Raw genomic sequence first — 22,697 nt, forward strand, 5'->3', positions numbered from 1 at the left:
CCCCGGCGCCGTCGCCAGCCTGACCGCCTCACGCTTGAATTCGTCCGTGTAGTGCTTCCTTGAAGCCATTTCGATCTCCTGAACACATGTTGCCATTCAATGTGTCCGGGAAATCGGGGGCAGCCCAGAACCGGTCCTGAAGTCCAGCGGGCTCGCCACCCGCAGCGGCACTCCGCACTGGGTGGCCACCATGCCGGCAATGGTCCAGGTCGCCCCCGGTGCCGGGCGGTAAGTCGCAAAGCTCGTGCCGCCGATGCTGCGCAGCGGCTGAAGCAGATCACGGCCCCAGAGTCCGGCATCGCCATACGTCTCCTCCAGGCTCTCCACGTACACCAGGACCAGGTTCTTCGGCGCATGCGCCGTAAGTCGCGTCGCATCGGGGGGGACGTATTCATGCGCAAAACGATCTTCGGCGAAGTGATAGCCGATCCAGGAGAACACCGACAGCTGCACCATCAACCCCACCGCGCCCGACGCGGCTGCAATCGACGGCAGAACCATGCCTCGCAGCAGGCGATGCGCCCTGGGACTCGGCACGACCAGCCGGCTCGCAACCCCCTGGAGGGCGGTCGCGCACCCACCGAACAGCAGCGGGAAGACAAGACATTCGGCGAAAAACGTCGAGAAGAAGATCCGCCCCATGGCAACACCGGCGCTGTCGCTGTAGTACAGGTGATAGAGGATCTGGTCGAACGTGGGATCGTCGAAGTTGTAGCCCAGCCACCGGCCGAGCGCGAACAGCGCCAGCCCCATGAAATAGGCGACAAACACCGACCAGGATTTCATGCGCAGGAGACCTCCGCGAAAAGATGAGCAGACCGGAGGCTGACACGATCGGCCGGGAACGACAAGCACTGGGAGCCGGGCATTTGTCACGCCCGGCGCTCGGACCCCGATCAGCGAGTCGCCGGTCCGCGGTAGCGGGTGGCCCAGGCGGCATATGCCTGCGGAAAGGCAGCGCGGAAGCGCGCCAGGTGCAGCAGCACTTCGTCCTCGCGGCCCAGCGCCAGGGCGCTGTCCAGGAGCTTCTCGATCACCGCCGGCTCGGGCGAGTAGTGCAACAGGTCGGCCGCGTCGTCGTACAGCCGCGCGGCGTTCCCGCGCGTGACCGGCGTCAGCGTCAGTTCCGCGAAACGGACCTGGCTGCCGAACAGCCATGAGCCGCCGAGGCGTGCCAGCGGATCGCTCTGCCAGCCGGGCGCACGCCGTTCCGGGGGCAGGTAGACCTGGCTGGCGCGGAAATAATCCCAGGCCGCGTACGCCGCCGCCGTCAGCAGTCCGAGCGCGAGGAGTGAAGTGCCGAGACGGCTCGCCACCGGTCCAGCCGCGTTTGATTCCGTCGCAGGTGCCGGCCAGAGAAGCCCCAGCGCCAGTCCCAGTGCCATCTGGAACGGCCCATACCAGAGCGGATATTCCAGCAGGCTGTGCACGCCGAGCACCAGCAGCACGGCCCATGCCAGTTGCCGGACGTCGTCGCGTTCCCGCCATGGGCGGCCGCTCCACACGCCGGCAACGATCGCCCCGCACAGCACGAGGGCCGCCGGAAGCCCCAGTTCCACCGCGAAGTGCAGCGGCAGCGAGTGGGCGTTGTCCAGGATGTCGCAGAAGCGCGGCCCGGCGTACAGCGTGGCGTAGTGCGCGAAATCCAGTTCACCCCAGCCCCAGCCAAGCCACCGCCGCTCGGCGATCAGCGTGAGCACGTTCGACCAGAGGACGATGCGGCTGCCGCAGGACTCGCTGCTGCTCACGCGTCCCCACAGGGAGTTGGCCGGCTCGCCCGTCAGCAGCTCGGCCAGCCAGGGCAGCGCCACCGCGGCAGCGACGTAGGCCGCGAGTCCGAGCAGCCACAGGCGCATGCGGGGCGACCGCGGTCCGGCCCACCAGGACGTGGCGATACCGAGCAGCAGCAGTTCCAGCAATCCGGTGCGCGAGGTGGTTACCGCGTTTCCGGCGGCCAGCCACGCCATCGCCACCAGCGCGGGCCAGCGCATCGCGCCTCGCGCCGCCAGCCACAGGATCGCTGCCATGCCGATCACCGTGAGCGAGGCGAACTGGTTGCGCTGGCGCAGGTTGGCGTAGGCCTCGCCCGCGGCCGACTGGTTCACCCAGGGCGCCAGCCAGTCGGCGGCCCCGAAGTACTGGAGCAGCGCGGCGGCCGTGCTCGCCGCCGCCGCGGCGGCCCAGGCCGTCGCGATCAGCCGGACCAGCCGGTCGCGGTCGGGTGCCGCGGCCGTGATCGCGGCCATCATCCAGACCAGCAGGCAGGCTGCCGCCGCAGCCAGCGTCTCAGGAGACCACCCCGTGCGCAAGATGGCCCAGCCGCCGATGCCGCCCAGGACGGCCGCCACCGGCCACCGCGGCCCGCCGTGTCCCTGCAATCCGAATGCGAGGGCGGCGCACGTGGCGCTGAACAGCCAGGGTCCGACCCAGGACGAGGGGCCTGGGGCGAATGGATTCAGCCAGGGCAGGGCAACGAGCACGCTCACCGCCGCAAGGCGTGGGGACACGAACGCCGTCACCTGAGCAACGAGCGCAATGCCGCGAGGACTTCGTCGACCTCGATGCGTTCCATGCAGTTCGCCGGACGCCCGGGATATTCGAACCCCAGGTGCAGGAACTCGCACGCAGCCGGCGGCGGCGGTGCCAGCGCGATGCTGCGGCTGCCAACAGGTCCCCAGCGCCGGCGGCTGGTCGGCCCGTGCAACGCCACCAGCGGCGCATCCAGCAGCGCGGCCAGGTGCATCACGCCGGTGTTGACGGCCACGACGGCGGCGGCCGCCTGCAGCACGGCGGCGAGCTCGGCCAGCGACACGTCCCCGGCAATGGAGCGCACCGGCAGTCCACCGGGGCAGCGCGCCACGAGGGCTGCCGCCCGGGGCCGGTCCGCCGGGCTGCCGGACACCAGCACTGCCATTCCCAGGGCGCACGTGCGCGCGATCAACTCGCTCCAGCGGGCCAGCGGCCATTCGCGCGATGCGAACCGGAAGCCGCTGGCCCAGGGGTGCATCACGACGTATGGCGTGCACGCGCCGATCGCGGCCGGCGGCCGTCCGACGGGCTTCAGCGCGCGCTCCGGCGGCAGCGGACTGGCGCCGGGAATCGGTTCCAGCAGCCGCTGGAAATTCGCAAGCTCGTGCACGTCGCGGCCATGCGGGACTGCACGGTCATAGGCATAGTGGCGCCACTGTCCGGGCGTGGCGAAACCGATGGTGTACCGGCTGCGCGAGGCGGCGCACAGCAGCGCATACCAGCGCGGCCACTGGCCGATATCGAACATCACGTCGACGGCAATGCTCCTGATCGCGGCGAATGCGTGGAGCGGCCTGGTCAAGGGCACGTCGACGACGGCGTCGATGCCCGCCAGCAGCGCCAGGACGCCGAGGTTGCCGCGCGATGCGAAGACGGTCACCCTGACATCGGGGACGCTTGCGCGCAGGCTCGCGATCAAGCTTGCGGCGAGCAGCGTGTCGCCGATCGTCTCGAACATCATCAGCCCGAAGTGCCGCGGCGCGGCTGGCGGCACGCGCGTGCGCCGGCAGGCACCCCACAGCCACAGCAACGGCGTGCCGGCCGCATGGTCGACGAGCCGCGGCAACGCGCTCTCTCGGATGGAGGACAGGGTGGACGGCATTGGCTGCAGGGCGATTGTGCCAGCGCGCCGGGCGACCTTCGGTCCTCTATAGTGGAACGTCTATGGTGTCACCATGCGACCGCGCCCGCGAGCCGAAGGCCGTCCTGCTCTGGAAGATCGGCGCGCTGGGCGACGTGCTCATGACGACGCCGCTGCTGCGCCAGCTGCGCCGGCAACTGCCCGCCGCACGGATCGACTATCTCGTCGGAAGCGGCTCGCGCGCCGTGGTCGAAGGCAATCCGCACCTCGATGCCGTGCGCACTTTCGACGAATCCATCCTGTTTCGCCGGCAAGCGACCCGGCTTGGCGACGTGCTCGCGCTGCTGCGGGGCTACGACACCGTGTTCGTCCTCGACAAGCACTGGATCTTCGGCTGGCTCGCCAGGCTGTCCGGCGTTCCGCGGCGCATCGGCTTCCGGCGCCGGTCCGTCGAAGGGTGGCCCCACACCCGCGCCGCGCCCTATGGCGCGCTGCGCCACGAGATCGATTGCTACCTGGACCTGGCCGAGACGGCCGGACTGGCCGTCGACCGGGCCGACCGGGCGCCGGAGCTGCCCGGGCGCGAGCGGTTCCTGCTGCCCGATGAACCCTACACCGTCGCGATCAACAGCGGCGGCAGCAACCCGGGTGAAGCTTCGCACGTGCGCAAGCTGCCGGCCCCCTTGTTTGCCAGCCTGGTCGAGGCGCTGAAGGCCAGGGGCGGCGTCGTGTTCCTTGGATCGCCACAGGAGCACGCCGCGTATGAGCCGCTCGCGCGCCGGTACGGGGGCCGGAACCTGTGCGGCAGCACCAGCCTGCGCCAGGCTTGGGACGTACTGGCCCGCGCCCAGGCTGTCTACACCACCGATACCGGCTTGATGCACATGGCGGGCGCCGTGTCGAGTCCGGTGGTGGCCGTGTTCGGCCCGACCCACCCCCTGCGCAAGTGTCCGCCGGGCGCGCACTGGGTCTGGAAGGACGATGCGCTCTATGACCCGGCGTATGAAGTGTTCGGCCGCAGCCCGGACGGCCAGTACTTTCGCACCTTGCGGCTCGACGACATCCTGCGGGCGCCGACGCAGGCGCGCGCACGGATATGATGGCCGTCCTTTCTCGCATGCCGCTCCTGCGGACCAGAACCGTGTCAACCAAGGTCTCCGTCGTCATCGCGACGTACAACTCGGCGGCGACGCTGCGGGACGCGCTCGAGTCGGTCGTGAGGCAGTCGGTCCCCGTCGAGCTCGTGGTGATCGACGGCAACTCGCAGGACGGAACGCTCGACATCCTGCAACGGTATCGAGCGCATGTGGCCTGGCTGGTCTCGGAGCCGGATCGCGGCGTCTACGACGCACTGAACAAGGGCGTGGCGCTCGCCAGCGGCGAGTACGTGTACGTGCTGGGCAGCGACGATGTGCTCGCCCACGAGAACGCGTTGGCCGAACTGCTGGCGGCCGGCGCCCACGATGTCATCTACGGCGATGTCTCGGTCAGGCTGGAAAGTGGTCGCGTGGTCCCGGCGTCGACGGCGCCGCTGGCCAGTTTCAAGTACCACATGCCATTCAGTCACCAGGGAGCCATCGTCCGGCGCGCGCTGGCGCTGCGGCATCCGTTCGGCACCTCGCTCGCGTCCGACTACCGTCACTTGTTCCAGCTCTATCTTGGAGGGGCCCGCTTCGCGAAAGTGGATGCGCGAATTGCCGTGTTCGCGCTCGGCGGCCTCTCCGACCGCAATGCCGTCCGCTCCACCGTGGACCGGCTGCGCATCAATTTCGAACTCAGGGGATGGCGCGGCCTGGACGTGCTGCCCTATTACGCACTGCAGGTCCTGGTGTGTGCCGCGAAGCCCCGCCTGCTGCGCATGCTTGGCCGCGCAGCGGCGGCGCCAGTGATGCGGCGGGACGCGCGCTAGTGCCCTGTCCCAAAAATATCTGTACTCTCGTTCGGATGGATGCGGGGATGATCGGTGGTTGGCCAGAGCGGGTCCAGACTGGACGTCTGGACCCGCTTTGGACGGCCGCCGAGCGCCCCGCAGGCGCCGAACCCTCCGGGCTGGCTCGTAGCGGGCCGCATGCCGCGTTACGGTCACCGGCCAATACGTCAAGTATTGGCCGGCGCCCGCGCCTTGCCTGCGGCCCGCTACGAACCAGCGAGAGCACAGATATTTGTGGGACAGGACACTAGCCTGCTTCAGCCGGGAGCAAGCGTCATGCCGAGGAGATCGGCCGCCACGCGAAGGCATTGCGCGGCACTGTCCTTCCACAGGAACGGGGGCATGCGGCCGCAGCGCGGCCTGGCGTCGGCCCGCGCGTGCTCCACGAGGCGTTCGCGCAACGCCGCGGCCGAATGGCGCTCATAGAGGAACACGCCGCCGTCGCCGAGTTCGGCGAAGACCGGCAGGTCGCTGGCGATCACCGGGCATCCTTGCGTCCTCGCCTCCACCAGCGGCAGCCCAAAGCCTTCCATCAGCGACGGAAAGACCAGCGCGCGGCAGTGCTCGTAGATCCGGGCGATTTCCGTGTCGGTCGCGTCGAACACGGCCAGCAGACGGGTGCCGTGCTCGGGGTGTTCCTTCATGCGCCGCACCAGGTCCATGCACTCTGCGGTCGCACGGCCGGCGATCAGGAGACGCAGGTCCAGGCCGTCTGCCCAGAGCCGCTCGAAGGCGTCCAGGAGGAACGCGTAGTTCTTCTTCGGCTCGACCGAGCCGACCGCCGCGAAACACGGCTCGCTTCCCATGAGGAAGGATTCGATCTGCGGGCGGGCGGCACGGTCGCCTGGAAGGCAGGGCAGGTCGGCGCCGAGACGGAACCATCCCGTCGGCGGCAGCACGCACCCGGCTTCCCGCGCCCACTGCCGGAGATCCTGTTCGGTCGCCGCCGAGTTGCAGATGACCGCATCGCCGGCGCGCACCATTTCTTCGAACCAGCGGCCATAGATGCGCACCAGCTCCGGCGCGCAGAACTCGGGGTGCCGGATGGGCATCAGGTCGTGCACCATGAATGCCAGGCGGGCTCCGCCGGCACGCGCCCTGCCAACCGCCGTCCACGCGGCGTAGTTCCACGACGCGTCGCACAGCAGCACGGCATCGCCGGGCCGGAAGTCCGCGGCGGGAGCGCCGTGGCACGAGGAGCCGTAGGCCCGGCCCGTTCCGTATTCCCACAGCGGTCGCAAGATCGGCCACGGGAGCCGGGTGAGCTGCGTCACGGCGAACTTGCCGGGACGCGAAGTTGCGAGCCTGAAGGTGAGGCCGGCCGGAACGCGATGGGAAACCGGCTCCGGGCTGGCCGACGCCACCTCGCGAAAACGGCCGCCGCCATACGCGATCGCCTGGACCGGAACGGCGTCCTGTTCTTCCAGCTCGTGGAACAGGCGGCGTACCGTGCGCGTGATCCCCACGGCCCCGCGCTGCGTCCGTGTATACGTGGTGTCGAAGAACAGCCGGCTCATGCGCATCGGGCGCCAGCCTCCTCACGCGAAGGCCGCCGCGCCCAGGCAGCCGCGGACCCGACGCACGGCGACGTCCCGCGCAAGCGGGCAACGCTCATATCTCCCGTTCCCACGGCAGGCCAGACCGGCCGCGTACACGCTCGCAATCCATGCCGAAGGCGGGTGCCATGACGTCGGACACGCTGCCCAGGAGCACGGGATTGAGCGCCCGGAAGTACTTGTACCAGACACGCCCGTCCTCCAGCACATAGAGCTTGAAGTCGGAATCGAGGTAGCCACGCACGGCGCCGGCCGGGATGCGCAGGCTCACCGCCCCTCCAGGCGGAAAGATGCGGGGACAGAGCTGCTCCAGTTTTTCGAACACCCGCTCGGTGGCCGGCGGTATGGCTGCCGATTGCGCTATCTGCGTATTCGCCCGGCGCGCGAGCGGACACAGCCAGAAGCCGTGCACGGCCGCGGCGTCCTGCTGCGCCTGCGACTTCCGGTGCACGTCGAGCCTGGCCATGGTCGGCGAGGCAATCACCCGGCACGCGTCGGGTTCGGCGAGCGACAGCTGCTGACGCGCGAGAAGGCCGTCGATCGCTACGGCCAGCTCGGCATCCATGTGCCGGCCCTTCTGTCCGCCCGGCAAGGTCGGGAAGATCGTGTAGAGCGGCCCCGGCGCGTCGATGACGGCCTGGGCGATGTCGGCTGTTCTCTGCGCCGCGCCATGCAGGTTGGCGATGTTGACCCAGCGCGAGCCTGGATGGAAGCTGGGCGCGATGAGCGAGTAGGAGATGCTGGACAAGGTGACGTAGGTGGCCGGCTGCGAGGCCACGTCCTGCGGCACCTGGAGCTGGAACGCCGGTCCGTCGCCCCAGGTGACGTGGCCCCAGGTGCCCCACGGCTCGATCAGGTGGATCAGGAACGCCTGGCACAACACCATTCCGGCGGCCGCGGTGAGCCGGAAGGCTCGCGTGAGCGGCAGCAGGTGCAGCAGGCCGATGCACAGCGGGCCGGCGATCAGCAGGAACGCCATGAAGTAGCGCCCGTTGCCCGTGGTGGCCAACCACGGCACGAACGCCAGGGCGGTGAGCGCGGCCAGCACGAGCGGCGGCGACCAGCGCCGCTCGCCGCGCCGCGCCAGCGCGGCCCAGGCCAGCACCAGCAACAAGATGAAGGCGAAACGGAAATCCGGCGCGATGAGTTCCACGTAGACGCCGCCGTCGGGGGAAGCCATCGCGAGCGGCCGCATGACGGCTTCGCGCCAGTTGTCCGGCAGGAACCTGATCATTGGCCCCTCCGCCAGGCGCGCAGCGGCTCGAACCAGTGGTCGTGGAAGGGATAGATGGGGTTGCCGTAATGGATCCACATCTGCCATCCCCACCAGCCGTACAGGAGCAGGAAGCCGGCCAGCGCGGCGAAGCTGCCCAACGCCACGTGGCCGAGCCGCTGTCGGACGGACTGGCCGTGGAAGCCCCACAGGAAGGGCAGCAGGATCGCAAGCGGCCCGTTGCTCAGCTTGAAGGCGACCGACGCGCCGGCGCAGAGGCCGGAGAGCAGGACGAGGGTCCGCGATCCGCTGGAGTCCTGCCGCCTGGGCACCATCGGCTGCACGCCCAGTGCCACGGCCCAGACGAGGGGGATGGCGGCCAGGACGTCGTTGGAGGTGGCGTCGAAGAGCGAAAGCACGACGCCGGTGAGAAACGCCAGGGCCACGCCAAGCCAGCGCATCGCGAGGCCGTACCAGCTCGCGTCCGGCACGCCCGCTCGTGCCAGCAGCCACAGCGCAGGCACCGCGAGCAGGTTGAGGGATACCAGGACCACACCCCCCGTCGTGCCGCTCGATCCCGACGCGAACAGCTTGTAGAGCGGCCAGTACAGGTAAGGGTACTGGAACGACTGGTTGGAGGCGGCGAGGAAGTCGCGATCGAAGCGTGGCTCGTCGGCGATCCAGCCGAGATAGACATGGTGGTTCAGTGCATCCCAACCCAGCCCGATCCCGCCGAGCGCGAGCGGCACGCACGCGAACGCCAGTCCGGCGACCAGGACCAGCGCGGCGAGTTCCGCCGCCGGCGACGGACCGGAGAAGGCGCGGCGCGGGGCCATGTCAGGCCACGCGCGCGGAGCGCCAGCAGAAATGCAGCGCGCCCGCGAAGAAGGATCCGATCGCCGCCTGCATGCCGCAGGCCATCATCGTGATCGCGGGGATGGCATAGCGCATGGTTTCGAGCGGATCGAGCTGGCCGAAGCCGCGGCGGCCCCAGTCGAAGGTCAGCCAGAGCGACCAGAACAGGCCGGCGGTGAAGGTGGCAAGTCCGAGCATGAGGCCATTCTCGATGGTGAACGACGACGCCCAACGCGTCATCCACGGCGGCTCGGCCACCAGCCCCGCCAGGACCGCGATCCACTTGCTGAGAAGCGCGAACACGATGAACTGGACTCCGAGGATGGTGGCGCCGGCCAGGTACAGCAGCGTATGAATGCCGAAGGGCAGGGTGCCTGGCGCGGGCGGCGCGAGCACCCCCAGGCCGAGGCCCGCCAGCCCGGCGACCAGGAGCGCGACCCCGGGGTAGAGGAACAGCCACCTCGGGCAGAACAGCAGCAGGAAGCGCAGGTGGCGCCAGCCATCGCGCCAGGTACGCAGATGCGAAGGCCTTCCGCGCCCGTCGGGCCGCAACGTGGTCGGCACCTCTTCGATCCGCAGCCTCGCGAGCGCAGCCTTGGCGACCAGCTCGCTGGCGAACTCCATGCCGGGCGTGATGAGGCCCAGCCCGAGCACCGCATCGCGCGAGAAGCCGCGCAGACCGCAATGGAAGTCGCCGATGCGGGTGCGGAAGAAGACCCGCCCGACGAAGCTGAGGACCGGATTGCCGAGATACCGGTGGAGGAACGGCATGGCGTTCGGGGCGATGCCGCCGCGGAACCGGTTGCCCATCACCAGGTGGGCACCGCCGCGCAGCTTCCCGAGGAATTCCGACAGCCTCGAGAAATCGTAGCTGTCATCGGCATCCCCCATGATCACGTAGCGGCCACGCGCCGCGGCCACGCCGGCGAGCAGGGCGGCGCCGTATCCGCGCTGCGCGACGTGCAGCACGCGTGCACCCGCTTCCCGCGCGATGTCGGGCGATCCGTCCTCGGAGCCGTTGTCGGCCACCAGAACCTCGCCGCGCACGCCCGCGCCCTCGATGAAGCTGCGCGCGGCGCGGACGCACGCTCCCACCGTCCGGGCCTCGTTGAGGCACGGCATCAGGACGGTCAACTCGGGTGCGGCGTCATCCACGGCGGCGGCAGGTCGAACTTCGATGAGCATCCAAATGAAACGAGCGGCCAAAGCCGCTCGCTCATCATCTCAGATGCCAGGCAACCGGGCTATCAGGTACCGCGGCAGGAACCGGGCAGGAACTTGGGCGGCATCGGGGTCGTGGCGTCCGGACCGCAGACCCACTTGAACACCGGGGAACCCATGTGGTTCGTCGTCGCCGGGTTCTTGGGGGTGCTGCCATCGTGGTACGGCGTCAGGTTGATCTTCTTGCCGTCGATGTTGGAGTCGCCGAAGCCAGTCGCCTCGACCGTGATCACGCCAGCCGTGCTGGTATGGATGCTCCTGACGTACTTGCTGGTCTGGTCCGTCGCCTCGCAGCCCCAGCCGTCGGCCGTCGGGGTCGACGAACCGGACTGATACACCTCGGTGATCGTCGTGCGGCAGGCGGACGCGGCCAGCACCACTTCGGACATCTTGGCCCGCTTCGTGTAGTCCTGATACGCGGGCAGCGCCACGGCGGCCAGAATGCCGATGATCGCAACCACGATCATCAGTTCGATAAGGGTGAAACCCTGTTGCATACGCTTCATGTGACCTCCGAAAGTGAAAGAAGCCGGGTGGATTCGCAATAGCTGTGCCAGCGCATGTTGTAGTTCCATGGAACTACTTTTCGGGTGCTTTGCTGGTCCGCGCTGCCCAAAAACGGCCGAGCTTCCCGCTCATCCGACATTTTTGTCATCGCTGGCTGCGTCGGCGCCCGGCGCGCCCTACTTGATGCAGACGGCGCGCACCTGCTTCAGGTCGGTCAGCCCCAGCATCACCTTCTCCATCCCGTCCATCTTCAGCGTGCGCATGCCGGTCTCGACCGCATGGGCGAACAGCGCCGCCACGCGGGCTCGCTCCTGGATCAGGCGCTTCATCTCGTCGTCCGCCACCAGCAACTCGTGCAGGCCCAGCCGGCCCTTGTAGCCGGTCTGGTTGCATTTGTCGCAGCCCACCGCCTTGTGGAAGCGCAGGTGGCCGCCCTGGCCGTAGAGCTTCAGCCAGCTCTCGTACAGCTTCTTCGCCTCCCCGGCGTAATCCGCCTTCCAGGCGGTGGTGTTGCGCAGTTCCTCGGCGTACTCGGCGATGAACAGCTTCACTTCTTCCTGGTCCGGCGCGTACTCCTGCTTGCAGTCGCACAGCTTCTTGGCCAGGCGCTGGGCCAGGATGCCGAGCAGGGCATCGGCGAAATTGAACGGGTCCATGCCCATGTCCAGCAGGCGCACGATCGACTCCGGCGCGGAGTTGGTGTGCAGCGTCGAGAACACGAGGTGGCCGGTCAGCGAGGCCTCCACGCCCATCGAGACCGTCTCGTGGTCGCGCGACTCGCCGACCATGATGATGTCCGGGTCGGCGCGCAGGAAGGCCCGCATGATGGTCGCGAAATCGATGCCCGCCTTCTTGTTGATCTGGACCTGGCGCAGCCCTTTCTGCGTGATCTCGACCGGGTCCTCGGCGGTCCAGATCTTGGTGTCCGGCGTGTTGAGGAATTTCAGGATGGAGTGCAGCGTCGTCGTCTTGCCCGAGCCGGTCGGACCGCACACGTAGAACAGCCCGTACGGCTTGCTCACGGTCTTCTCGAGCCGCTCGCGGTTGTGCGGCGTCAGGCCGAGCTTCTCCAGCGGGATCGGCTCGCCGGCGGCCAGGATCCGCATCACCACGTCCTCGACACCGCCGGCCGACGGGATCGTGGCGACGCGCAATTCGATGTCGAGCGGGCCGAACTTCCTGAACTTGATCTTGCCGTCCTGGGGCTTGCGCTTTTCCGAGATGTCCAGGTCGCACATGATCTTCAGGCGCGTCACCAGGGCCTGCCGGAAATGCGACGGCACCTCGATGTAGGGCTGCAGGCTGCCGTCGATGCGGAAACGGATGCCCGTCTTCGACTTGCCGGGCATCGGCTCGATGTGGATGTCGGATGCCTTCTGCTGGTAGGCGTCGACGATGACCTTGTTGACGAACTTGACCAGTTCGTTGTCGGCGGCCGCGCTCTCGAGGGCGGTTTCGTCGCCGTTCTCCTCCTCCAGCGCCCCGCCCATGTCGGCCAGCAGCTCGTCGATCGAAGCTTCCTTGTCGCCGCCGTACAGCTGGACCAGCGTTTCGTCGAATTCGGCCTGCGTGGTCACCCGGTACGTGAACTTCGTGAAGCGCGGGAACACCTGCGGCACGACGCGGGAGCCCCGCACCGCCTCCGGATCGGTGCACATGATCACGAGTCCTTCGGGCGACTCCTCCAGCGGGATCCAGCGGTGCTCCTGCACGAACTCGCGCTTGAGCGGTCCCTGGAGCTGCTCGGACCGGATGCGGCCGGCATTGAACGGCTCGTACGGCACCCCGAAGAACTTCGACAGCGACGCGCCGATCTGCCCCGGCCGGATCCTGAAGTTCTCCATCAGCATGCGCTCGACCGGCTCGCCCTGCTCGCGCGCCTTGCGGATGCACTCCTGCAGCTCCGCGGCCGTCATCACGCCATCGTTGACGAGCGCGTCGTATTTCGTTGCGCGGCGCCGCTGCTCGTCCGACGCCTTCTGCATGCGCTGGCGGATGGCCGTCGCCAGCGTCTTGCACAACTGGGTCGCACCCTCGACTTCCAGTTCGCCGAACGGCTGGTCGTTCTTGTTGTTGATCACCTGCAGCACGCCGTGCAGCTTCTCGCCGTCGGCGATCGGCAGCACCAGCATCTGCCTGGTCCGGTACCCCGAGCGCTTGTCCACTTCCTTCAGGAACATGAGCGATGGATTGATCCGCCGCAGCGCCTCCTCGTCGTACACGTCCGCGATGTTGAGGACCTGGCCGCTGAGCGCCACGTAGCCGGCGATGCTCTGCGCGCTGATCGGCAGCTTGAGGTCGCGGCTGGTGTTCAGGCCGGTCTTCACCTTGGAGATGATGGCGCTGCGGTCCTCGGTCACCGCGTACAGCGTCAGGCGGTCCGCATTGAGCAGCTTGCAGATGTCCTGGCTCGACTCGAGCATGATCTGCTCGACGTTCTCGGTGTCGTGGATGCGCGTGGTGACCTGCTGCAGCCGCCGGTAGAACAGCGCCTCGAAGGAGACGCCGCGCTTGTCGGGCGGCAGCTGCTGCGACTCCAGGAACGCCAGCTCGGAATCCGGCGGCCGCGGCAAGACCGCGCTCACAGCTCGAATTCCTGGCCGGCGCGCAGCCACCGGATGTCGTGCGCGACGTTGTGGCCGAACGGCTGCGTCTGGTCGAAGCGCTGGATCTCGCTCATGATCAGGTCGGTTTCGGCCGGCTTGGTGTGCATGATGTAAATGGGGAAATTCTTGTTCCGGTCGATTCGATCCAGCTCGTTGGCAAGCACGTGCGGCGACAGGTGCAGGCTGCGCTCGGCGAGTTCCTTCTCGCGGTTGCTGAAGGCCGTCTCGATCACCAGCGCCGCGACGTCCAGCTCGTTCAGGCGGCGCCAGAAGGCGGGATTGCGCTCGGTGTCGCCGGTGAAAACCCAGCAGCCACCGCCCGCCGTGACGGCATAGCCGACGGCGGGGACCGTGTGCACCGCAGGCAGCACCTCGATGTGCTTGCCGCCGAGGTGCAGGGTCTCGCCGACGTGAAGCTCACGGAACTGCACGAACGGGGCCCGCTCCGAGGGAATCCGGGTGAAGTCCGGCCAGATCACGTCGTTGAACACGTGCGCCCTGAGGGCGGCGATCGTCCCGGCGAGCGCATGGACCTGCACCGGCCGGGCCAGCCCGGACGCGATCGCGTCGACCATCAGCGGCAGCGCGGCGACGTGGTCCAGGTGCGAATGCGTGAGCAGGACGTGCTCGATGCCGCGCATCTCGTCGAGCGTGAGGTCGCCCACTCCCGTGCCGGCGTCGAGCAGGACGTCGCGGTCGATCAGGAAGGACGTGGTCCGGCAGTCCTTCGCGATCGCGCCGGAGCAACCCAGCACCCGCACCTTCATGTCAATCTCCGCCGAGCCATGGATTGCTCACTTGGTTTCGAACCTGCTCGTGCCGTCCCACTCCGGATCCAGCGGCAGCGTTCGCAGCGAGGCTACACGCTGGGCATAGAGTTCGTAAAGGTATTTTTTCGGGTTCATCCGCCGCAGCTCGGGCAACAGCAGGTCGCAGTGGTCCCAGTCCTGCGCGCGGTACGCCTCGAGGAACGTCGCCCAGGCCTGGAGCTCCTCCTGCGCCGCCCTGTCGATGCGCCCGGCCGGGGCGGCCGGCCAGTAGATGGCCACACTCTGCTCCTTTCCCTTGACCCGGACACGGTCAATTTCCTGCCAGGCGAAGTCCGGCGCCTGGCGGCGGGTGGCCTCGCTGGCCACGATGTCCACGCCGTACACCTTGGAGAGGCCCTCGAGGCGCGAGCCCAGGTTGACCGCGTCGCCGATCACGGTGTAGCTGCGCCGGATGTCGGAGCCCATGTCGCCGACGAACATCATCCCGGTGTTCAGGCCGATGCCGACGCCGATCTCCGCCCTTCCCCTGGCGCGCTGCTCCTCGTTGATCCGGCGCACGGCGTTGGCCATCTCCAGCGCGCACTTGACGGCATAGTGCGCGGGCTGCTCGATCTCGACGGGCGCGCCCCAGAAGGCCATCACGCAGTCGCCCATGTACTTGTCGATGGTGCCCCGGTTGCTGCGGATCACGTCGGTGAGCCGGTTGAACAGCGTGTTGAGAAGTTCCTGCACCTGCGCGGGCTGCAGCTGTTCGGACACCTTCGTGAAATTGCGCATGTCGCAGAACATCACCGTCAGTTCGCGGCTGGCGGCCTTCATGCTGTAGCTGTCCGGGTCCTTCACCATCTCGTCGACCAGTTCCGGCGGCACGTAGGTGCCGAACAGGTTGGCCAGTTCGCGCTTGCTGCGGCTCTCGACGAAATAGCCATAGCTCATGTTGAGCGCCGACGTGACGATGGCCATCCCCAACGCGGCGGCGAGCGGCAGCACCAGGCCGGCGCCCGTGTACAACGCGAAATTCAGCGCCACGATGCCGGCGATCACCACCGCGCTGAGCACCAGCGCCCGGCGCGCGGTGAGCAGCGGCAATGCCAGGGCGAGCACGAGGCCGGCCAGGAGCAGGACCACGAGGTCGAATCCCCTCGCGTAGTCGGGCTGCACCAGCATGCGGTTGTCCAGCAGCCCCGACAACAGGTTCGCGTGGATCTCGACGCCCGAATACGTCTCCCCGACCGGCGTGACGCGATGATCCAGCAGGCCGGGGGCCGTCGTTCCCACCAGGACGATCTTGCCCTTGAGCGTGCCGGGCGGGATGCGCTTGGCGATCAGGTCCGACGCCGAGACGTACCGGAACGAGCCGCCCTCGGGACCGCCCGGTCCGCGAAACGGAACCAGCGTGGTCACGGCCTCGGCCACGGGAATCGCGAAGATCTTCTGTCCGAGCCGCAGCCGCACGCTCTCCAGGTTCTGGTATTCGCCGGGCACGGTACCTTCCGGAGGAAACCCCGGCTCGACGGTGGGCAGACCCATCAGCAGGCGGAACACCGCCAGCGACAGCGACTCGTAGTAGCGGTCCTGGTACTCCGCGATCAGCGGAACGGAACGGACCACGCCGTCCGGGTCCACGGCGGGATTGAAGAACCCGCCCATGGTCGTGGCGCCGGCGATCGGCGCGATGTTGGCGCCGAAACCGTTCCAGCTCGTGACCTTGATCGGCAGGCCGCGCAGCGCGCCCTTGTCCATCACCGGGGGCGGCAGCACCCCCGCCGTGCGCCCGCCCCGGTCACTCGTGAAGTAGTAGCCCAGCACCACCGGCCGCTGCCGCAGGGATCTTGCGAACAGCGCGTCGTAATCGAGGGAGCCCTGCAGCTGCTGCAGCTTCTGGACGAAACCGGGCTCGTCCTTCAGGTCGCCGCTCGCCAGCCGCCGCAGCTGCTGCAGTCCGGAGGTGTCGTCCTCCTCGGGAAACACGACGTCGAAGCCGACGACGCTGACCTGCTGGCGATCGAACAGCTCGTCCATCAGTTCGGCGAGCCGGACACGGGCCCATGGCCAGTGCCCCACCTCCGCCAGGCTCTTTTCGTCGATGTCGACGACGACGATCCGCTCGTCGAGCGTGCGGGGCATCGTCCAGCGCAGCCGGGCATCGTAGATGATGCTGTCCAGCCGCTGCAGCACGCCGATCGGCAGCGCGTCGGTGGCATGCAGCAGGGCGAACAGGAGCGGCACGAGCGCGATGGCGATTCGCGCTCCGTGTCTTCGTAGGGCTTTCATCCGTTCAGGCCTCGGCCGCCGGCGAGCCGCGGCAACGGCGTCAGTTCTGGACGAACTGCATCTGCGTCCCGGCCAGTTCCAGCAGGTCCCCGTGGCGCAACGGCACCGGGTCGGCGCCGATCACCGTCCCGTTCACGCTGGCCCGGTTCGCGCCCTCCACGTGCGCCACCACGAAGCCCTGCGGCCGCTTGGTGATGGAAGCGACGGCGACGCCGGGCTTGCCGATGGTCGTCACCACCTTGACCAACGCCACCTCGCGGCCGGCGGCCGCGCCCGAGAGCACCTTGATGCTGCCGTGCACATGGCTCATGTCGTACCCGGTCGCGCCGGCCGGCGCGGCCGGCGCCGTGGGCGGCGGCGCAGCGGGCCTGGCCTGGGCGGGAGCCGGCGGCGGCGTCGAGCCCGGCTTGATGATCATCGTCTTCTCGAAGCTGGCCGCCGGCGCTTCGTTGACGTACTTGATCTTGTACTTGCCGATCTCGACGGTGTCGGCATTTTGCAACAGCTGCTTCTTCACCGCCTTGCCGTTGACGTACGTGCCGTTGGTGCTGTTGAGATCCTCCAGGTAGACCTCGTTGCCGTTCATCAGCAGGACCGCATGCTCGCCGCTCACGGCGAGGTTGTCGATCACGATGTCGTTGTAAGGCCGCCGACCCAGCGTCGTGCGATCCTTGCTCAGCTGCACTTCCTTGATGACGACACCGTCGATCGAGACGATCATTTTCGGCATGGTCCGCTCCTGTCTGTTTGGCTCATGGGATGTCCCAGTACGGTCGGGCTATTTTCCCAGCAAACGCGACATCAGCCCGCGCTTTTTGGAACCCTCGCCCGCCAGCGCCAGCAGAACGGAGATGTTGTCGCGGCCGCCGTTGGCGTTGGCCGCTGCCACCAGCTGCGTCACCTTGTCCTCCAAGCTGCCCTCCTGTCGCAGGATGTTCGCGATCCCCTCGTCGTTCACCATATCAGACAAGCCGTCGGAGCACATCAGAAAGAGGTCCCCCGGCTCCACCTTCTGCTCGGTGACTTCAAGCATCACGGTGTCCTCGACGCCCAGGGCGCGGGTGACGAGGTTCTTGTTCGCTGAGGTTGCGGCCTGGGCCGCCGTGATCAGTCCGGCGTCGATCTGCTCCTGCAGCAGCGAATGATCCTTCGTCACCTGCGTCAGCTCCGCATCGCGCAGCCGGTAGCAGCGGGAGTCCCCGATGTGGCCCAGCATCAGCCGCGCGTCCTGGAACACTCCCAGCACGAGGGTCGTTCCCATGCCGCTGTAATGCGGGTTGGAGTTCGCCGCGTTGAAGATCGAGCGGTTGGCGTTGTCGACGCAGATTTCCATGGCGCGCCGCACTTCGCGCGCGTTCGCATGGCGGCCGGCCTGGGACAGCCAGCGCCCCAGTTCCGACTTGATGAACGTGGTCGCCATGCCGCTGGCAATCTCGCCGGCGTTGTAGCCGCCCATCCCGTCGGCCAGGATGGCCAGCCGGGTGGCCTCGTCGACGGCGACGGAATCCTCGTTGTTCTCCCGCGCGAGGCCCGGGTCCGTCCGAAAGCGAAACTCGTAGTTCATATCTTCCCGGGTCATGGCTCCAGGTCGCTTGGCCGGTCCCCACCGGGCCGGGCGCCGGAGGCGGACGGCGGGCCGGCCCCCTCGGCGCTGGCGAAGCGCGCGTTCGCGCCATTGCTGGCGCTCGGGGCCGCATCATATCCGGGCGCCTGGGGCGGCGCGGCGGCAGCCTGGACCACCGTTCGGCCGAAGTCGGGCGCCGCGGCCTGCGTGCGGGAAGCGGCCGCCGGCAGCTCGTCGAGCGCCACGCGCAGATCGGCCGCGAACTGCTCCCCGCTCTGGTAGCGTGCTTCCGGCGCCTTGGCCAGCGCCAGGGCGACCACGCGCGCCAGCCGTTCGGAGAGTTCGGGCCGCAGCACGCGCACGTCGGGCGCTTCCTCGTTGGCGATCCGGTACATCAGCTCCGCCATCGACTCGCCGCGGAACGGCAGCACGCCGGTGAGCATCTGGAACAGCATCACGCCCAGCGAATACAGGTCGGAACGGCCGTCCACCTTCTTGCCGGCGATCTGCTCGGGCGACATGAAGCTCGGCGTGCCCAGCACCAGCCCGGTCTTGGTCTTGCTGGAATCCGTGATGCGCGCGATGCCGAAGTCGGTCACCTTCACGACGTCGCCGTCCGGCTCGTACATGATGTTGGCCGGCTTGATGTCCCGGTGCACGACGTTCTGCCGGTGCGCGTAGCCGAGCGCATCGGCGACGCGGGCCGCGATGCCGAGCACGCGCGGCAGGGGCAGCAATTGCCCCGGCTTGCAGAAGTCCGCCAGGTCGCTGCCCTTGAGGAATTCCATCGCGATGTACGCCAGGTCGTGCTCCTCGCCGGCGTCGAAGATGGTGACGATGTTCTGGTGCTGCAGCCGGCCTGCGGTTTCGGCTTCGCGGAAGAAGCGCCCGCGGGCGTCGACCAGCTCGTCGCCCGCGAACTCCTGGCCGAGGGCCATCGTCTTGATCGCGACCACGCGGCCGATCTTCGGGTCCTTGCCGAGGTACACCACGCCCATCGCGCCCTTGCCCAGTTCCTTTTCGAGCTGGTAGCGGCCCAGCATCGGCTTTTCGACCGCGCCGCCTTCGAGCAGGATGGTGCCGCCGGGATGCGAGCCGCCGCCGCCGAGGATCACGGTCTCGGACAGGTTCCTGGCGCGATTGAGCTTGGACTTCACGTCCTTGAACCCGGCGTCCCACGCGGCCATGTGCTCGTACACCGTCTGCGCCTTGTTGAACTGGCGCTTGCGCTCGAAGTCCAGCGCCAGGTGGTACAGGTTCTCCATCAGCGCGTCGCCCATCGGCACGCGCCGGAACCGGTCGAACGCCATGTCCAGCTGGCCCTGTCCCTGCAGCGCGAGCCCCATCATCCGATTGGTCTCGGCCGACTCGTCGTCGGACTTCAGCTTGCCGGCCTCGGTCACGACGTAGCGCTTGGTCGTGAGCGCGAGGTGCCCGATCAGCAGCAGCGTCGCCGGGAACATCAGCTGCAGCCACAGGGCCGCCCCGGCGAGCAGCCCGAACTCGCTGCCCGCCAGCAGGAGCAGCAGGATGGCGGTGGCGGCGGCGCCCTTGCCGGCCGAGAGGCGGGGCAGCAGTGCGACGAGGTAGGCTGCCACGAGCAGGAAGACACCGAACTCGGCCAGGCCCGCCCATGACGGCCGCACCAGGAAGTGCTCGCCCAGGATGCTCGACGTGATGTGCGCGATCAGCTCCACCGGCGACAGCCCGGCGTAGCCTGGCACCGGGAACTGCGTGCCCACGCCTGCGGCCGTCGCGCCGACCAGCACGATCTTGCCGGCGTATTTCGACGGCGGGATCTTTCCGTTCAGCACGTCGTAGAAGGAATCGACCGCGAAGGCCGGGCCGCCCTGGCGGCCCTTGTAGAACTGCGGCAGCAGGCGCGCCTCCTCCGAGGTGCGGATCCTCAGCCGGCCCAGTTGCACGGCTTCGCCCGGCTGCAGCCGCAGGTCGCCCGGACCGAGGTTGAGGCTGCGCGCCGCCGCCAGCAGGGCCATCGACGGCACCGCCTTCCCGTAATAGTTGATGAGCAGCGCCTCGTCGCGCACGGCCCCGTCGGCGTCGTGCAGCTGGTTCAGGTGGCCCACGCCCGCGGCCGCCTGGCCGAGGGCCGGCAGCGGGTACTGGCCGCGCACCGCCGGGATCGAATAGCCGTGGGTCTCGTCGACGGCGTGGCGTGCCACGTAGGCGGGCAGAGGCTGATCCGGCTTGCCGCGCGGCTCGCCGACCACGTAGACGGCCGGGAGCAGCACGTTGCCGGCACGGGCGATGCTCGCCGCCAGCAGGGCATCGGTGTCGAGGGTGCGCTCAGCCTCTTCGATCACCTGTTGCGCCGCGGCACCGGCCTCCTGGTCGGGCAGTGCGGCGAGGGCATCCCTGATCCTGCGAATGAACGCCAGGCCGCGGTCCGTCTGCGGCTCGAAGAAGAACGTGGTGTAGACGATCGTCTTGGCCTGCGCGGCGGCCAGCTTGTCGATCAGCTGCGCGTGCACGTCGCGCGGCCAGGGCCAGCGCCCGATGTTCGCCACGCTCTGGTCGTCGATCGCGACGACGGCGATGCGGTCGGACGGCCGGGGCGCGCCGCTGGTGCTGCCGAAGTCGTAGAAGCGGCGCTCAAGGGAGCCGATCGCGTCGGTGCCCTGGTGCAGGCTCCATACCGCCAGCACGATCACCAGGGCGACGAACCAGTCCGCACGCCAGAAGGCAGCCCGCCTCGTCGATGATGAAGTGCCCACTGACACGCCCCTCGTGCAGCCTGACCGGTGCCAGGCACTCCGCGGCACTGGCAGGTGCCCGCTGCTGCGAGCGGGCACACAACCGTCAGGACGTTAGCAGAGGCTCACCGGAGGGACAAGTAACTTCTTCACGCGGTGCATACATTTGGTTGCAGCCATCGTCAGGCAGGCTCGGACTGGCCGTTGCGCCGCGCCGCCAGCAGCTTGCTGATCGCCAGCACGAGGAGCGCGCCCGCCGCGGCGGCGACGTATTCCCAGGTCTTGCTTTCGGGCAGGTACGGCCGCACGCCCGGGTCGGTGAACGCCATCTGGCCCGCGATCCACCCGAGCAGCATCGCGCCCAGGGTGATGATGATCGGGAACCGGTCCATCAGTTTCAGCACCAGCTGGCTGCCGGCCACGATGATCGGAATGCTCACCAGAAGGCCGAAGATCACGAGCGGGATCTGGTGCGAGCCGGCGCCGGTCGCGGCGCCGGCGATCGCCAGGACGTTGTCGACGCTCATCACGAGGTCGGCCACGATCACGGTCTTGACGGCGCCCCAGAGCTTGTCGCTGGACCCGATGTTGCTGTGATCGTCATCGTCGTGCTGGGGCGACAGCAACTGCACGCCGATCCACACCAGCAGCGCGCCGCCGACGAGCTTCAGGTACGGAATCGACAGCAACGCCAGCGCGAAGGCGATCAGGATCACCCGCAGGACGATGGCGCCGGCCGTTCCGTAGATGATGCCCAGCTTGCGCTGCTTGGGCGGCAGCCCCCGGCACGCAAGCGCGATGACGACCGCGTTGTCGCCCCCAAGCAGGATGTCGATCAGGATGATCTGCCCGACGGCGATCCAGAAGGGGGCGGTCAGCAATGCGTCCATGCAGGAGTCTCGGTGCGGATGGTCGGTGGAGGAACACCCATTGTCCGCGAACCGCGGGGGCTCGCGGATTGTGGATAACCGTAATCCCGTCCGTTACAGCAGCGTCTTGAGCAGCTTGCCCATCTCGGAGGGATCGCGCGTCACCTTGAAGCCGCACTCTTCCATGATGGCAAGCTTGGCCTCGGCCGTGTCGGCGCCACCGGAGATCAGCGCGCCGGCGTGGCCCATGCGCTTTCCCGCGGGGGCGGTGACGCCGGCGATGAAGCCGACGATCGGCTTCTTCATGTTCGCCTTGCACCAGCGCGCGGCGTCGGCTTCGTCGGGGCCGCCGATCTCGCCGATCATGATCACCGCGTCGGTGTCGGGATCGTCGTTGAACGCCTGCATCACGTCGATGTGCTTGAGGCCGTTGATCGGGTCGCCGCCGATGCCCACGGCGCTCGACTGGCCCAGGCCGATCTCGGTGAGCTGCGCCACCGCTTCATACGTCAGCGTGCCGGAACGGCTCACGACGCCGATGCGGCCCTTCCTGTGGATGTGGCCCGGCATGATGCCGATCTTGATCTCGTCGGGCGTGATGAGCCCCGGGCAGTTCGGCCCGAGCAGCAGCGTCTTCTTGCCGCCCCTGGCTTCCTTGGCCTTCATCTTCGCGCGCACTTCCAGCATGTCCCGCACGGGAATGCCTTCGGTGATGCAGATGGCCAGGTCGAGGTCGGCCTCCACCGCTTCCCAGATCGCCGCGGCGGCGCCCGCCGGCGGCACGTAGATCACCGACACCGTGGCGCCGGTCTGGCCGGCGGCTTCCTTCACGGAGGCGTAGATCGGGATGTCGAAGATCTTCTCGCCGGCCTTCTTGGGATTCACGCCGGCCACGAAGCAGTTCTTCCCGTTCGCGTACTCCTGGCATTTCTGCGTGTGGAACTGCCCGGTCTTGCCGGTGATGCCCTGCGTGATGACCTTCGTGTCTTTGTTGATGTAGATGGACAT

General features: G+C 68.2%; 18 protein-coding genes. 2 read left to right on the top strand and 16 right to left on the bottom strand.

Annotated elements, in window-relative coordinates:
* Window positions 1–96: 96 nt before the first annotated feature.
* The 3 genes from RAMLITH_RS12455 to RAMLITH_RS12465 all read right to left on the bottom strand — a co-directional run bounded on the left by RAMLITH_RS12455 (window position 97) and on the right by RAMLITH_RS12465 (window position 3,631).
* Window positions 97–786 carry a hypothetical protein gene (locus tag RAMLITH_RS12455; protein ID WP_168107755.1) on the bottom strand — a complete coding sequence of 230 codons (690 nt, stop codon included), beginning with the start codon at window positions 784–786 and terminating at the stop codon, window positions 97–99.
* A gap of 110 nt (window positions 787–896) precedes the next feature.
* Window positions 897–2,507 (bottom strand): Wzy polymerase domain-containing protein, encoded by a 1,611-nt coding sequence (locus RAMLITH_RS12460; protein ID WP_168107756.1) that lies wholly within the window; start codon window positions 2,505–2,507, stop codon window positions 897–899.
* Between the two features lie 8 nt (window positions 2,508–2,515).
* Entirely contained in the window at window positions 2,516–3,631 is a 1,116-nt protein-coding gene (locus RAMLITH_RS12465) for a glycosyltransferase family 9 protein (RefSeq protein ID WP_168107757.1), read from the bottom strand.
* A 62-nt stretch (window positions 3,632–3,693) separates the two neighbouring features.
* Here RAMLITH_RS12465 and RAMLITH_RS12470 point away from each other — a divergent pair, with 62 nt between their 5' ends.
* Complete coding sequence (locus RAMLITH_RS12470) at window positions 3,694–4,710, top strand: glycosyltransferase family 9 protein (protein ID WP_168107758.1); 1,017 nt, start codon at window positions 3,694–3,696, stop codon at window positions 4,708–4,710.
* A 41-nt stretch (window positions 4,711–4,751) separates the two neighbouring features.
* Window positions 4,752–5,519, top strand: a complete 768-nt coding sequence (locus RAMLITH_RS12475) for a glycosyltransferase (protein WP_168107759.1) — start codon at window positions 4,752–4,754, stop codon at window positions 5,517–5,519.
* Window positions 5,520–5,797: 278 nt separating this feature from the next.
* Here RAMLITH_RS12475 and RAMLITH_RS12480 read toward each other — a convergent pair whose 3' ends face one another.
* From RAMLITH_RS12480 to sucD, 13 genes are all read right to left on the bottom strand, one after another.
* Window positions 5,798–7,057: a glycosyltransferase family 4 protein gene (locus tag RAMLITH_RS12480; RefSeq protein WP_168107760.1), complete on the bottom strand. Its 1,260-nt coding sequence runs from the start codon at window positions 7,055–7,057 to the stop codon at window positions 5,798–5,800.
* A gap of 94 nt (window positions 7,058–7,151) precedes the next feature.
* Complete coding sequence (locus RAMLITH_RS12485; protein ID WP_168107761.1) at window positions 7,152–8,330, bottom strand: hypothetical protein; 1,179 nt, start codon at window positions 8,328–8,330, stop codon at window positions 7,152–7,154.
* The gene (locus RAMLITH_RS12490) at window positions 8,327–9,145 is read right to left on the bottom strand and encodes a hypothetical protein (RefSeq protein WP_168107762.1); all 819 of its coding nucleotides are present in this window, start codon (window positions 9,143–9,145) and stop codon (window positions 8,327–8,329) included. The genes RAMLITH_RS12485 and RAMLITH_RS12490 overlap by 4 nt, the downstream gene beginning before the upstream one ends.
* 1 nt (window position 9,146) lies before the next feature.
* Window positions 9,147–10,370 (bottom strand): glycosyltransferase family 2 protein, encoded by a 1,224-nt coding sequence (locus RAMLITH_RS12495; protein ID WP_238344176.1) that lies wholly within the window; start codon window positions 10,368–10,370, stop codon window positions 9,147–9,149.
* Window positions 10,371–10,411: 41 nt separating this feature from the next.
* Entirely contained in the window at window positions 10,412–10,891 is a 480-nt protein-coding gene (locus RAMLITH_RS12500) for a pilin (RefSeq protein WP_168107763.1), read from the bottom strand.
* A 177-nt stretch (window positions 10,892–11,068) separates the two neighbouring features.
* A complete protein-coding gene (locus tag RAMLITH_RS12505) occupies window positions 11,069–13,477 on the bottom strand; it encodes an ATPase, T2SS/T4P/T4SS family (protein ID WP_168107764.1) in 2,409 nt (802 codons plus the stop codon).
* Window positions 13,474–14,265, bottom strand: a complete 792-nt coding sequence (locus RAMLITH_RS12510; RefSeq protein ID WP_168107765.1) for an MBL fold metallo-hydrolase — start codon at window positions 14,263–14,265, stop codon at window positions 13,474–13,476. The genes RAMLITH_RS12505 and RAMLITH_RS12510 overlap by 4 nt, the downstream gene beginning before the upstream one ends.
* A gap of 27 nt (window positions 14,266–14,292) precedes the next feature.
* Window positions 14,293–16,542, bottom strand: a complete 2,250-nt coding sequence (locus RAMLITH_RS12515; protein WP_168107766.1) for a CHASE2 domain-containing protein — start codon at window positions 16,540–16,542, stop codon at window positions 14,293–14,295.
* 40 nt (window positions 16,543–16,582) lie between these two features.
* Window positions 16,583–17,272 (bottom strand): FHA domain-containing protein, encoded by a 690-nt coding sequence (locus RAMLITH_RS12520; RefSeq protein ID WP_168107767.1) that lies wholly within the window; start codon window positions 17,270–17,272, stop codon window positions 16,583–16,585.
* Between the two features lie 48 nt (window positions 17,273–17,320).
* Window positions 17,321–18,106, bottom strand: a complete 786-nt coding sequence (locus tag RAMLITH_RS12525; RefSeq protein ID WP_168108120.1) for a Stp1/IreP family PP2C-type Ser/Thr phosphatase — start codon at window positions 18,104–18,106, stop codon at window positions 17,321–17,323.
* 11 nt (window positions 18,107–18,117) lie between these two features.
* A complete protein-coding gene (locus tag RAMLITH_RS12530) occupies window positions 18,118–20,841 on the bottom strand; it encodes a CHASE2 domain-containing protein (protein WP_168107768.1) in 2,724 nt (907 codons plus the stop codon).
* Window positions 20,842–21,002: 161 nt separating this feature from the next.
* A complete protein-coding gene (locus tag RAMLITH_RS12535) occupies window positions 21,003–21,710 on the bottom strand; it encodes a TerC family protein (protein WP_168107769.1) in 708 nt (235 codons plus the stop codon).
* A 93-nt stretch (window positions 21,711–21,803) separates the two neighbouring features.
* Entirely contained in the window at window positions 21,804–22,697 is an 894-nt protein-coding gene (gene sucD / locus RAMLITH_RS12540) for a succinate--CoA ligase subunit alpha (RefSeq protein ID WP_168107770.1), read from the bottom strand.

This window comes from Ramlibacter lithotrophicus (assembly GCF_012184415.1).
GTDB lineage: Bacteria > Pseudomonadota > Gammaproteobacteria > Burkholderiales > Burkholderiaceae_C > Ramlibacter > Ramlibacter lithotrophicus.